This is a genomic window from Proteus genomosp. 6, assembly GCF_040139785.1.
In the GTDB taxonomy this organism is placed as follows: Bacteria; Pseudomonadota; Gammaproteobacteria; order Enterobacterales; family Enterobacteriaceae; genus Proteus.
On sequence record NZ_JBEEVJ010000001.1, the window covers coordinates 62,306 to 75,741 of the forward strand.

A 13,436-nucleotide genomic window follows, 5' to 3' on the forward strand; every position below is an offset into this window, starting at 1 on the left:
TATTTTCCCTTACAGCGATAATTTTAATTATTTATTTGATTTTCATGAGGATTTGAATGACAAAAGAAATGCAATCCTTAGCATTGGTTCCGCAAGGCAGCATCGAAGCGTATATACGTGCAGCCAATTCCTATCCGATGTTAACCGCAGAGGAAGAAAAGGAACTCGCTGAACGGCTGCATTACGATGGTGACTTGGATGCAGCAAGAACGCTTATCCTTTCACATCTACGCTTCGTTATTCATGTTGCTCGCAGCTATTCAGGTTACGGCTTACCACAAGCTGATCTTATCCAAGAAGGTAATATTGGTTTGATGAAAGCGGTTCGTCGTTTTAACCCAGAAGTGGGTGTTCGACTAGTCTCTTTTGCTGTGCATTGGATCAAAGCTGAAATTCACGAATATGTGCTACGCAACTGGCGTATCGTGAAAGTCGCGACCACAAAATCACAACGTAAACTATTTTTTAATCTGCGAAAAAATAAAAAGCGTTTAGGTTGGTTTAATCAAGATGAAGTGGAGCTTGTTGCAAGAGAATTAGGTGTATCAGAAAGTGATGTCCGAGAAATGGAATCACGGATGTCAGCACAAGATATGGCATTTGATATGACCGCTGACGATAGTGATGACTCACATCCTATTGCTCCTGTACTCTTCCTAGAAGATAAGTCTTCTGACTTTGCCGACGGCATTGAAGAAGATAACTGGGATAATCATGCGACAGATAAACTGACGTCAGCAATTGAAACTCTTGATGAACGTAGCCAAGACATTATTCGTGCTCGTTGGTTAGATGATGATAACAAATCGACATTGCAAGACTTGGCGACAAAATACGGTGTTTCTGCCGAGCGTGTTCGTCAATTGGAAAAAAATGCGATGAAGAAATTGCGTTTAGCGATTGAAGATTAATCACATTTCAGACCAAGCACACGCTCCCATAAAGTAGAGTATGTTATAAAAGCGATATGAAAATATCGCTTTTTTATTGCTTGGAGAAAATAACGTGAAAATAGTTATCGCCCCTGATTCTTTTAAAGAAAGTTTAAGTGCGAAAGAAGTTGCAACAGCAATAAAACAGGGTTTTTCACGTTATTTACCCGATGCTCAGTATTGTTGTATTCCTATGGCGGATGGTGGTGAAGGCACGGTGACATCGCTGGTGGATGCAACGCAAGGCCGTTTTATCTCTACACAAGTGTGTTCGCCTTTAGGTAAACAAGTGACCGCAACGTGGGGACTTTTAGGTGATAACACCACCGCTGTGATTGAAATGGCACAAGCTTCTGGTCTTCATCTTATTCCTTCATCTCAACGTGATCCCAAATTAACAACCAGTTATGGTACGGGTGAATTAATTAATGCCGCACTTGAAATGGGCGTTAAAAAAATTATTTTAGGATTAGGTGGCAGTGCTACAAATGACGCTGGCGCAGGGATGATGCAAGCACTCGGTCTTGGTCTTAAAGATAAGTTTGGGGCATCTTTACCTTTTGGAGGGCTATCATTAGCCCAACTTCATTCTATTGATATCACCAAACTCAATCCCAAACTAAAACATATTGAAATTGAGATTGCTTGCGATGTCACTAATCCATTGTGTGGCGAAAAAGGAGCATCCGCTATTTTTGGTCCACAAAAAGGAGCAACCAAAGACGATATTGCGCAACTTGATAACGCATTACACCATTTTGGTACTTATCTTGAGAAAATGACGCAACGCACTCTTATCCATATAGCAGGAAGTGGTGCTGCGGGAGGATTGGCTCTGCCTTTGCTTGCATTTACGCAAGCAAGACTTTCGCAAGGTGTCGAATTGGTAGCTAAAGCTGTTGAATTAGAAAAATATTTTATTGATGCAGATTTGGTGATCACGGGCGAGGGGAGAATGGATAGCCAATCGGCGCAAGGTAAAACACCAACAGGCGTTGCTAAGTTGGCAAAAAAATACCACCTTCCTGTTATTGCGTTGGTCGGTGGTTATTTACCAGATTACGATGTAGTTCATCAGCAGGGTATTGATGCGGTTTTTTCTATTGTTCCTGGTGTTTCTACACTTTCTGATGCGTTAAGTAATGCGCAAAAAAATCTTAATGAGACGGCTTATAATGTGGCGAGGCTTTATTATTCGTCATATATCAAGTTGTAGAATTATTTAGAGTATATGTTGCATATATTCAAGTTGTAGAATTATTTAGAGTATATGTTGCATATATGCAAGTTGTAGAATTGTTTAGAGTAAGAATATTGTCAAATATTGAGAACATAGAGATCAGATTGTGGTGATGGATTAAATTGATGGTGTGTTAAAAAAGCATGTGCAACATCATATCCATTTTTTTCGTTGGATAAGCTTATTGCTTGCCAATGGGGAATATCAGGATATGCAGATAAACATTGTGTCAGTAAATAATGCCCAACACCATGGCGACGTGTTACTTCTCTGACCATAAAATCGGTGATTATCGCTTTATTACCCGATAATTGAATACGGCAAGCCGCCAGTAATCGCTCATTAAAACGTGCCACAAAGAGAGTGTTATCTTCGGTAATTTCGGTTGTTAGTGCATGTTGATAACAAGGCTCTTGCCAAATTTTACCTAAATCGATACGGTCTTGTGTTGAAAGCTGTGTCAGTTTTTCAATGGTCAGTTTCATCAAATTTCCTGTTAGTTTGCAGTGTGCCTTTTTTCTTTTAATGATGACATTAATGTTTTGAATGTGAAACACAATGCCAAACTCGTGAAGATCACACAAGAATAAAAGACATACTCATAACTATTACCAGTGACAAAATAGGTCGCCACCATAGGACCCGCAGCCATTCCACAATAACGAATAAAGTTATAAATCCCCATTGCGGTTGCTCTCATTGTACTGAAATAACTCGCTAATAATGTGGTATGTGTTGGCATGGTTAATCCGAGAGAAAGCCCATATAACACAGTTAAACCCAACATCATAGGAAGTGATATTTGCCAAAAGAGTGCAAATAGCGTCAGCATAATCAGGTTAATACAGGAGGTTATAATTACACCAAATTCAATGCTAAATAAATGGCAAATCCTACGGTAAAGATAGCTACCTGAAATCAGTGCAATAGACATAGGGACATACAATCCACCGATTTCGGTACTGTTAAGCTGATAGAGATGAAAGGCTATTAAGGGTAAAAATACTAAGAGACAAAAATAGTTATAAAACACCATAAAACTGATGACAAATACAGATTTACCCGCAGGAGCCATAAGTACTTGTTGCATTGCAGACATGCTTTTAAAAGCTTCTTTCTGTTCTGGACGTGTTTCAGGTAAATAAAAGAGATGCGTAATAAGTAATATGACACCGACTATGGCCAAGAAAATAAAAATACCTTGATATTGATAATGTTGCGCTAAATACCCGCCTAATAAAGGACCACAAGCAGGAGCTAGTGCTAATAACATTTGATATGATCCCATTGCTTTAGCACGCTCGTTTCCTTGATAAAGATCCCCAAGAATAGTGGCTGCAACCACAGGAATAGCCGCGATACCGATGGCTTGGATCACCCGCCAAAAAATCAATACGCCAATAGAGTCAGACCAAACACAGCCCAAAGCTCCCACGATTGAAATGGCTAATCCGCCAAGCAAAATAGGTTTTCTTCCCCATTTATCAATCAATGAGCCGTAAAATAGTTGCATAACAGCCATAGCAAAAGTAAATGCAGATACCGTTAAATTAACCAATGATAACGTGGTATTAAATAGCTGTTGGATCAAGGGAAGTACAGGGGTATAGATATTTTGCGCCAAAGAGCCCAGCAGCGCGCTAAAGCAAATGAGATAAAATAGACTGCGGATTGATAGTTTCATAATATTGCCCTTTGTTATTTTGTTTCCACGGAAACAAAATAGATAATAGCGATATTTTGATTGTTGTAAATACTTTTGATACTATTTTTAATATTATTTTTTCCAAGGAAACAAAATGGTGAAAGAGAATATAACCACACAGGACTTACTAAAAGGGTTAAGTGATTTTTTGCATCTTAAAGATGAACAAGCCGATAGCAATCATAAAAAAGTATTAGAAGAGAATGGGTTAGATGATTACTCACTCACAGAACTGCATGTGATCCATTGTATTGGTGAAGAGAGTATGAGAAATCTCACAACTATCAGTGAATATATGGCAATGACACGAGGTGCTGTCTCAAAGATATGTAGTCGATTACAAAAGAAAGGCGCGATTGAAAAAATAAAATTAGCAGATAATCAGAAAGAAATATTTTTTATCTTAACAGAAGAAGGCGAGCGGCTTTTTCACGCGCATGAGGTGTTGCATCAACAATCTCAAGCAAAATGGTCTGCGTTATTTGAACAATATAATCAGAGTGAAAAACAAGCGATCCAACGTTTTTTTACTGATGTGATAAATACTTTTCGCGATTCGTAAAAAGGGTAAACCTGAAAAGAAAACCCCCATATCATGGGATACAGGGGCAAGGTAATTATTTTTTATCTTCAGCAATGCGATTACGGATATTATCTGCACGCTCTTTTGATGGTGGGTGAGAATCAAACATACTTGAATCACCGCCACCTAGTTTAGCTAATTTCTCAAAACCTGTGACTAAACCTGCGGTGCTTACCCCACGTTTTTTCAGCAGATCGTAAGAGAAATTATCTGCTTCTGACTCTTGGTGTTGAGAGAACTGAGCATTAACCAGTTTCTGTCCCATTTCAGCCAACTGAGAGCTACTTAATTGCGCTGCTACACCCCCTGCGGATGCTGCCGCAGTACGTGCTGCAACTGTTGCGTGTGCAACTTGAATTGCTTTACGAGTATGACCTAAAGCAACGTGACCCATTTCATGACCTAACACGCCTTCAACTTCGTTATCTGTCATCATGTCCATTAAACCGCTATAAACACGAACACAGCCATTCGCCATAGCCCACGCATTCACATCTTTAGTCATATAAACTTTGTAGTTTACTGGCGTGCCATTAACTTCATTACCTAACGCTTTAGCGATATTATTTAAACGTTTAGTGTAGGTGCTATTTGCGGGTGCAACTTTATTTTGAGCATCCATTTCTTTACAAGCATCATTCGTTAGCGCTTTGATATCGTTATCGCTTAATGTTGCAGCTTGGAATAGTTGAGTACCTGATTTGGTCAACATATCGGTATTAAGATTTTGACAACCAGAGAGTAGTGCTGCTGATACCATCACTGTAGCAAGTAATTTGATTTTCATTTTGAATTAAGTCCTTTTCTGCTGCGCAGTTTTATATAATTGCGTATTAAATACGAGCGGAAGAATAACAATGCTTATCTATCGGTGCAATATAAGCATTTTATGTAATAAATATTATCTCCATATATATTTCTATTTTTTCATCTAAAAAATATTATTTTTTATTCTTAAAATGATGATGGAAAAACATATTGGTTATTTTAACTTCTTTAAATTTAAGAAGATTAATATAGTGTCTAATAGGGAGAAGATAAATTTCTCTTAGTAATATCTATGTAGATCATTGATTATACTTACTCTGAGTGTACGTTATGCTGTTTTGAATTTGCTTGGAATAATATCAAAGGAACGTTGTATTTAGATGTGGGTTTTATTTGTTTAATTCTGACAAATTTTATATTTTTAATATTTATTGCTTAGTGATAAATAAATAACGATGCTTAAAGCATCGCTATTAAGATTAAACCGAAAATGAATAAATTGATATTGATGTATCAGGAAACCATTAATTCACTGATGAGCATAAAAGGGCGGTTAATACGTTTTCCTGTTTGCTCATTAAAGAAATGAAGGTTTTCAGGATGAATGGTTAGACCAATTTTATTACCAATATTCACACCATGATTGTTAGGTGCGCGAATAACAATAGACTGTTTTTGTTTATCGCAAGTTGTGGCATAAATTAAAACATCAGCGCCTAGTGCTTCAATAAATTCCACTTCAACATGAAAAAGGGGATGTTGATGGCTAATGATCAAATGTTCAGGGCGTAAACCTAATTTAATGGCTTGATAAGGAAGATGCTGAGATGAAACGGCAATATGCCCATCAGCGATTTCAATTACACCATGATTAATTGGGACATCTAAGATATTCATTGCGGGAGAGCCCATAAACGTTGCCACAAACACGGAAGCTGGACTTTCATAAATCTCTAAAGGCGTCCCCACTTGCTCTATATTTCCTTGATTTAAAACCACCAGCTTATCGGCTAATGTCATCGCTTCCACCTGATCGTGCGTCACATAAATCGAGGTTGTGGAGAGTTTTCGCTGTAATTTTTTGATCTCCAGACGCATCTGAACACGTAATTTTGCATCAAGGTTAGAGAGTGGTTCATCAAATAAAAAAACTTTGGGTTTACGCACAATGGCTCTTCCCATTGCGACACGTTGACGTTGTCCACCGGAAAGCTCTTTGGGTTTTCTATCCAATAAATGACTGATTTCCAGCATGTTAGCCGCATTTGTGACAAGTTCTTCTATTTGGGTTTTGGGTGTTTTTCGATTACGTAAACCATATGCCATGTTGTTATAGACAGACATATGAGGATAAAGCGCATAGTTTTGAAATACCATTGCGATATCTCGCTCACTCGGTTCATGTTCATTAACACGTAAATTATCAATGAGTAAATCACCTTGTGTGATGGTTTCTAATCCTGCAATCATTCGCAGTAATGTTGATTTGCCACAACCACTTGGGCCAACTAACACCACCATTTCACCTTGCTCAATAGAAAGGTTCAATTTCGAAATAGCTTGGTGTCCATTAGGATAGCGTTTTTCTAAATCAGTGAGCGTTACGGTTGTCATATTATTTCTCCGTATCAATAAAGCCTTTTACAAAGGCTCTTTGCATCAGAATGACGATAAGGACTGGCGGCAACATGGCGATCAACGTGGTTGCCATAATTTTATTCCATTCAACGACACCATCAGAAACCGCAACCATCTGTTTAATTCCCATCACAATGGTGTAGTAGTGGGTATCAGTTGTGATAAGCATTGGCCAAAGATATTGATTCCACCCATAAATAAAGGTGATAACAAAAAGGGCAGCGATATTGGTGCGAGAAAGAGGAAGCAAGATAGTGAAAAAGAATTTAATCGGCCCAGCGCCATCAATTTTTGCGGCTTCAATTAATTCAGGGGTGATGGTCAGGAAAAATTGACGAAACAAAAAAGTAGCTGTGGCGCTAGCAATTAATGGAATAGTTAATCCAGCATAAGAGTTCAACATATTAAGATCAGTGACGACTTCAAATGTCGGCATAATGCGAACTTCAACGGGTAACATTAAGGTAAAAAAGATAGTCCAAAAGGCAAGCATCCGTCCCGGAAAGCGAAAGAAAACCACGGCATAGGCCGATAAAATCGATATAGCTAATTTCCCTATGGTGATCACTAACGCCATAACTAACGAATTCAATAACATGCTGTTAATTGAAATCGCACTATTTTGCGTTGTACCTGCCTGTGAAAATATCGTTTTAAAAATATTGAAGCCTTCAGTACCAAACCAAAGAGGAGAGCCTGTGGCAAACTCGGTGTTTTGATGGGTTGTTGCCACTAGTGCAATCCACACAGGGAATGCCACAGAAAGAATGCCGACAATAAGAATAAAGTGGCAGAAAGCATGAAATAAAGGTCTACGTTCAACCATCAGTAAGCCACCTTTTTCTCAACATAACGAAATTGAATAATGGTTAATATCGCGACAATAAACATCAAAATAACGGATTGTGCGGCGGAGGAGCCTAAATCTAATCCCACAAAACCATCGTTATAGACCTTATAAACCAGTGTTGAGGTGCTACTACCAGGGCCACCTTGCGTCATCGCGTGGATAATGGCGAAAGTATCAAAAAAGGCGTAAGCAAAATTAACCACAAGTAAGAAAAAGGTTGTGGGAGAAATTAAAGGAAAACTGATAGTAATAAAGCGTTTAATGGGACCACTACCATCAATAGCCGCAGCTTCTAAAAGAGATTTAGGTACAGATTGCAAGGCGGCGAGGAAAAACAGAAAGTTATAACTCACTTGTTTCCATGTCGCTGTTAAAATCACCATCCACATAGCGTGATGTGTATTAAGTACGGGATCCCAATTAATACCTATTTTCTTTAATTGTTGGCTTAATACACCAATTGTGGGATCAAGCATAAATAACCACAGAAAGCCTGCAATAACTGGCGCAATGGCATAGGGTGAAATTAAAATAGTGCGATAAAACAGTTTGCCACGTAAGACTTGCTCTGCAATACCCGCCAAAATAAGCGCTGACAGCATAGAGAGAAACACGACACTGATACTGAAAATTAATGTCGTGATTAAACTGTCAAAATAATAGCGATTACTAAAAAGTCGCTGAAAATTTTCAAAACCAACAAATTCTCGACTAAGTCCAAACGCATCTTCTAATTGAAATGATTGAAAGAAAGCTTGCCCCGCAGGCCAAATGAAAAAGATAAGCGTGATAGCTAATTGAGGAAAAATTAGCGCGAGAGGTAACCATTTTTGTTTAAAATAAATGGATTGAGAAGCCATACAATGTCCAGTAAATCGATAAAAACAGAAGGCGAGCGACTTTGCTCGCCTAATATAAGTGACTATTGTTGAGTTCGTTCAAAACGGCGTAACTGCTCATTCCCACGCGCAACCGCATTATCTAACGCAGCCTGAGCGGTCTGTTTTCCTGACCACACTTTTTCTAACTCTTCATCAACGATTTCTCGAGTTTGCAGGAAATTACCAAAACGTAATCCTTTGGAGTTGGCTGTTGGTTCAGAGGTTGTCATTTGTAATATTGCCGTATCTGCGCCTGGATTTTGCTGATAAAAGCCTTGCTGTTGTGTTAACGCATAAGCGGCTTTAGTCACAGGTAAATAACCTGTTGCTTGGTGCCAATCGGCTTGTACTTCAGGGCTTGAAAGATAGGTAAAGAATTTGGCAACACCGTTATATTCGGCATCTGGACGTCCCGACATAACCCATAAAGACGCTCCTCCAATAATGGTATTCGCAGGTTTTTGTACAAGAGAATCGTCATAAGGTAATTGGCTAACACCAATATCAATCCCTTTCATATTCTCTTTAATGCCTGCAAATCCTGCTGATGATTCCATCACCATGGCGCATTCTTGAGTATAAAACAGTGGCATTGCATCCGATTGACGTCCGCCATATTTGAAAATACCGGATTTCGACCAATCTGCCATTTGTTGAATATGATCCACGAAAGGTGCTTTATTAAAAAGGAAGGTAGTGTCAAAACCATCGAAACCGTTATTTTTTGTCGCAATAGGTAAATTATTACGCGCACCAAAATTTTCGATTTGTGTCCATGATTGCCATGTGGTGGTAAATCCACATTTCACTCCAGAATCGAGCAGTTTTTGAGAAACAGCTTCCATCTCTTTCCATGTCTTTGGTGGTTGCTCTATGCCTGCTTTTTTAAAGAGGGCTTTGTTGTAATAAAGTACAGGCGTAGAACTATTAAACGGCAGTGACATCATTTTTCCATCGCTGGTGGTGTAATAGCCCGTGACAGTTGATAAATAACTATTAGGATCAAAAGGCTCGTTAGTTTTTTCCATTAATTGATAAACAGGAAAAACGGCTTTTTTTGCCCCCATCATGCTCGCTGTGCCCACTTCAAAGACTTGCACAATAGCGGGTTGGTTTTTAGCACGAAATGAAGCCACTGCACTGGTCATCGTTTCAGCGTAAGTGCCTTTATAAACGGGTTTTATCTCATATTCAGATTGACTGGCGTTAAAATCAGAGGCGATTTGATTTACTTTTTGACCGAGCGCACCTCCCATTGCATGCCACCATTCAATTTGTGTTTTTGCGTGTGTAGGAGAAGTAAATAACGCCATTGCAACAGCAAGACCTGTTATTGATTTTATCGACATGCAGAATTTCCTTTTTAATCGAAAGTTAAAGGTGCAATCTAATCTGCGAATTACCCTAAATGTTGTTTATGACAAATGGGTGACAATTAAATGAAGATATATTGATGGTATGACTGTCAAATTGCTGTCATAAATGGTTGTCATGATGTCGGCACAAATGAAAAGGAGAGAGAAATGAAGATAGCTGCTCACCGAGGTTTTTCTGGAAAAGCGCCTGAAAATACATTGGCTGCGTTTAAAATGGCGATTGATTTCGGGTGCGAATGGATTGAAACGGATGTGCAATTAACCGCGGATCATGTTCCTGTGCTTATTCATGATAAAACAGTTAATCGTTGCACGAATGGGCAAGGTGCTGTGCGTTTTCATACCTTAGATGATTTACATCGCCTTGATGCGGGAAGTTGGTTTAGTTCACTCTATCAAGGTGAGAAAGTTCCTTCTTTAAGACAAGGATTGCAGCTTATTAAGCGTTCAGGAACAAAGCTCAATATTGAACTGAAAACATGGCCTGATGATGATGTTGAACGTTTATGTTTAGCGGTTTCTGACATGATAAAAAGTGCAGATATTCCGAATGAGCAAATTTTATTTTCTTCTTTTGATACGCATGCACTGATCGTTATGAAACGATACCTACCTTTTATTCGCAGAGGCCAATTGTGGGATGAAATTCCTGATAATGCTTTAGAAACACTAAAAGCGATCGATGGTTTTAGTGTGCATTGCAATTACAAATATCTCACACAAGAACAAGCTCAAATGTTGAAACAAGCGGGTTATGAAATTTATTGTTATACCCCGAATAATCCTGAAGAAGTGAAAGATTTTGAGCAATGGGGTGTTGATATGCTGATCACTGATATGCCTGATGTTTATCTACCTAATGTTGATCAAATAGCAAAGTGAAAAAGCACTAACAATCCTGCTTACTTGTATTGAATAAGGCGTTATTGATGTGTTTGATGACGCCTTTTATCCTTTTCTTTCCGTATTTTAATTACAGAAATTAAATAAGAGAAACGTTGAGTAATAGATGTTTTCTTTACATTCTCTGCTATTATCCTGCGCAATTAATGAATAGATATTATTCAACTTGGTAATATTTATCTCATTAAAAATAAAAATGGGGAAAATGGTTAGCGAATATGGCGACCTTCTTAACCCAACCTCTAAGAGTAGAGGTGCGTTATTTCTACTTTAATTGCCAATAATATAATTGAGAGTGAAATATGAAAGAACTCGTTGTTGTTGCCATTGGAGGCAACAGTATTATTAAAGACAATGCTAGCCAGTCTATCGCTCATCAAGAACAAGCAGTACAAGAGGTTGCAGCCCATATTAGTGATATGGTGGCTGAAGGGTATAATATTGTTTTAACCCATGGTAATGGACCACAAGTAGGGCTTGATTTACGCCGCGCTGAAGTGGCGCATGTGCAAGAAGGTTTACCGTTAACACCTTTAGCTAACTGTGTTGCAGATACACAAGGCGGTATTGGCTATTTAATACAACAAGCGTTAACGAATAAGCTTCGTGTTCAACAAAATAAACAAGCAATTACCCTTATCACACAAGTTGAAGTAGATAAAAACGATCCTAATTTTATTTCTCCAACAAAACCTATTGGTGCATTTTTCTCTGAACAAGAGATGGTGCAATTAAAGCAAGAAAATCCTCAATGGCATTTTGTTGAAGACTCTGGTCGTGGTTATCGTCGTGTTGTTGCCTCCCCAATTCCACAACATGTTATTGAATCTAGTGCAATTAAGTCACTATCAGAATGCGGCTATGTTGTTATTGCTGTGGGTGGCGGTGGTATTCCTGTGATTAAAAATGAACAGGGAAATTACCAAAGTGTCGATGCCGTTATTGATAAAGACTTGTCATCAACATTGCTCGCAAAAGAATTACATGCAGATATTCTTATCATCACCACGGGTGTTGAAAAAGTCTGTATTCATTTTGGTCAGCCAGAACAAAAAGCATTGGGTGAAACATCGGTTGAGGAAATGACACAATATATGCATGAAGGGCATTTCCCTCAGGGCAGTATGCTTCCAAAAATCGAAGCCAGCCTCTCATTTTTAGCCGCGGGTGGAAAAAGAGTGATTATCACAACGCCAGAAAAACTAGCTTCTGCCTTAAAAGGTGAAACCGGAACGCATATTGTTGCTTAATTTTCGCAATCAAAAGTACTCCGTTATTTAATTGATAAACGCCTTATTTATAAAAGAATAAGGCGCTTATTTTATGCAGAGTTTCTTAATATATCGATGATTAAATAGTGTGATTAGCGGGATAGGCTTTCGCGTAATGGCGCGGATTTAATCGTGAAAATAATCCTATCGTGATAATCACTAAAACCGCATGAAATGCCCATGCATAAGTAAAGCTTCCGTCTGGCTGACGCAATATCACTGCCACTAACGGTCCAAAGGCAGCAATGATAAATCCTCCACCTTGCATTAATGCCGACAGCGCGCCCGCTTGTGCTGGATCAGGAATATGATCGAGCGCGACAATCATCATCATGGAAAAACACCCACCTAAGCCACAGCCTAAGAAAATACTCCACAGATAAGGCGCACTCATCGGAATAGTCATTATTGCAATAAAACCGATAAATTGACTTAGTAATGTCAGCATAAGCCAAAAACGTCGGTCGTGATTTTTAGCCGCTAAGAAAGGAATAATTAAAGCAGCAGAGGCTTGGAAAAGCGAAAGGATAGCGACAAGAGAGCCACTTTGTGCACTTGGCATTCCTAACGATTGGTAGAAAGGTGCCAACCATGTCACAACTGAAGCGTAACCTGCATTAACGCAACCAAAACCTAAAATAAGCAATCCTGTTCTGGGGCGCCAAATTAAGGTATTGAGTGATATTTTATTAGCAGATATGGCACTGTTTTTAATAGAAAAAAGAATAGCGACAAATGCCAATCCTGCTGGAAGTGCAAACCACGCTAAAGCATTTTGCCAATGACCATTAGATACCGTAATAATCGGGGATAATTGAGCACCTAATGCGCCTCCCCCCATTAGCATGGCGGAATACAGCCCCATCATAATAGGCGTTCGATGTCCAAACCATCCTTTAATAATGCCAGGAAATACCGCTTGAATATAAGCCACGCTCAAACCGCAAAAGAGGGCAGTCAGTAATAACTGATTACCATCAGAAACATAAGCTCGAGAAAATGAGCCTATAAGAAGCAACAACATTGCGACTAAAAGCCCTTTCCGAATTTGAATATAAGGCTGTAAGAAAGGAACGATTAGTGCGCCTATACCCATTAAAAACATGGGTAATAGCGTGAGTAATGAGACTTGGCTATAACTCATTCCTGTTGATGCAATAATATTATCAATAACAGGGCCGGGGCCAGTTAAGAAAGGGCGTAAATTTATCCCGACTAAAATAATCGTCAGGACAATCTGCCATGTTTTTTTTCTTGGTAAGGCAGTCATTATAATTCCCTGATAAACA

The 13,436-nt window shown here is 38.8% G+C and carries 13 protein-coding genes; 5 read left to right on the forward strand and 8 right to left on the reverse strand.

Going from position 1 to position 13,436, the window contains the following annotated elements; all coding sequences use genetic code 11:
• Window positions 1–56: 56 nt before the first annotated feature.
• The gene (rpoH, locus tag ABN212_RS00280) at window positions 57–911 is read left to right on the forward strand and encodes an RNA polymerase sigma factor RpoH (RefSeq protein WP_023583733.1); all 855 of its coding nucleotides are present in this window, start codon (window positions 57–59) and stop codon (window positions 909–911) included.
• A gap of 94 nt (window positions 912–1,005) precedes the next feature.
• Complete coding sequence (locus tag ABN212_RS00285; protein WP_198625935.1) at window positions 1,006–2,148, forward strand: glycerate kinase; 1,143 nt, start codon at window positions 1,006–1,008, stop codon at window positions 2,146–2,148.
• A gap of 101 nt (window positions 2,149–2,249) precedes the next feature.
• On the opposite strand, the gene panM is transcribed toward ABN212_RS00285, so the two are convergent.
• Both panM and ABN212_RS00295 read right to left on the reverse strand, forming a co-directional pair.
• Window positions 2,250–2,657 (reverse strand): aspartate 1-decarboxylase autocleavage activator PanM, encoded by a 408-nt coding sequence (gene panM / locus ABN212_RS00290; RefSeq protein WP_349442683.1) that lies wholly within the window; start codon window positions 2,655–2,657, stop codon window positions 2,250–2,252.
• Window positions 2,658–2,668: 11 nt separating this feature from the next.
• Window positions 2,669–3,856: an MFS transporter gene (locus tag ABN212_RS00295; RefSeq protein WP_198625936.1), complete on the reverse strand. Its 1,188-nt coding sequence runs from the start codon at window positions 3,854–3,856 to the stop codon at window positions 2,669–2,671.
• Window positions 3,857–3,971: 115 nt separating this feature from the next.
• Here ABN212_RS00295 and ABN212_RS00300 point away from each other — a divergent pair, with 115 nt between their 5' ends.
• Complete coding sequence (locus ABN212_RS00300) at window positions 3,972–4,439, forward strand: MarR family winged helix-turn-helix transcriptional regulator (protein ID WP_349442684.1); 468 nt, start codon at window positions 3,972–3,974, stop codon at window positions 4,437–4,439.
• A gap of 55 nt (window positions 4,440–4,494) precedes the next feature.
• On the opposite strand, the gene ABN212_RS00305 is transcribed toward ABN212_RS00300, so the two are convergent.
• The 5 genes from ABN212_RS00305 to ugpB form a co-directional block, all read right to left on the reverse strand.
• A complete protein-coding gene (locus ABN212_RS00305; protein WP_109372027.1) occupies window positions 4,495–5,247 on the reverse strand; it encodes a M48 family metallopeptidase in 753 nt (250 codons plus the stop codon).
• 494 nt (window positions 5,248–5,741) lie between these two features.
• Window positions 5,742–6,842, reverse strand: coding sequence for a sn-glycerol-3-phosphate ABC transporter ATP-binding protein UgpC (gene ugpC, locus ABN212_RS00310; protein ID WP_349442685.1), 1,101 nt, complete (start codon window positions 6,840–6,842; stop codon window positions 5,742–5,744).
• A gap of 1 nt (window position 6,843) precedes the next feature.
• Window positions 6,844–7,692, reverse strand: coding sequence for a sn-glycerol-3-phosphate ABC transporter permease UgpE (gene ugpE / locus ABN212_RS00315; RefSeq protein WP_109372022.1), 849 nt, complete (start codon window positions 7,690–7,692; stop codon window positions 6,844–6,846).
• Window positions 7,692–8,576 (reverse strand): sn-glycerol-3-phosphate ABC transporter permease UgpA, encoded by an 885-nt coding sequence (ugpA, locus tag ABN212_RS00320; protein WP_109372020.1) that lies wholly within the window; start codon window positions 8,574–8,576, stop codon window positions 7,692–7,694. Before ugpA ends, ugpE begins: the two co-directional genes overlap by 1 nt.
• Before the next feature lie 62 nt (window positions 8,577–8,638).
• The gene (gene ugpB, locus ABN212_RS00325) at window positions 8,639–9,946 is read right to left on the reverse strand and encodes a sn-glycerol-3-phosphate ABC transporter substrate-binding protein UgpB (RefSeq protein WP_198625940.1); all 1,308 of its coding nucleotides are present in this window, start codon (window positions 9,944–9,946) and stop codon (window positions 8,639–8,641) included.
• 174 nt (window positions 9,947–10,120) lie between these two features.
• On the opposite strand from ugpB, the gene ABN212_RS00330 reads away from it, so the two are divergent.
• Both ABN212_RS00330 and ABN212_RS00335 read left to right on the forward strand, forming a co-directional pair.
• Window positions 10,121–10,855 (forward strand): glycerophosphoryl diester phosphodiesterase, encoded by a 735-nt coding sequence (locus ABN212_RS00330; protein WP_109372016.1) that lies wholly within the window; start codon window positions 10,121–10,123, stop codon window positions 10,853–10,855.
• 323 nt (window positions 10,856–11,178) lie between these two features.
• Window positions 11,179–12,126 (forward strand): carbamate kinase family protein, encoded by a 948-nt coding sequence (locus tag ABN212_RS00335; protein WP_198632050.1) that lies wholly within the window; start codon window positions 11,179–11,181, stop codon window positions 12,124–12,126.
• Between the two features lie 100 nt (window positions 12,127–12,226).
• Here the strand turns inward: ABN212_RS00335 and ABN212_RS00340 are convergent, their stop codons facing one another.
• Complete coding sequence (locus ABN212_RS00340; RefSeq protein WP_349442686.1) at window positions 12,227–13,417, reverse strand: cyanate transporter; 1,191 nt, start codon at window positions 13,415–13,417, stop codon at window positions 12,227–12,229.
• Between the last annotated feature and the right edge of the window lie 19 nt (window positions 13,418–13,436).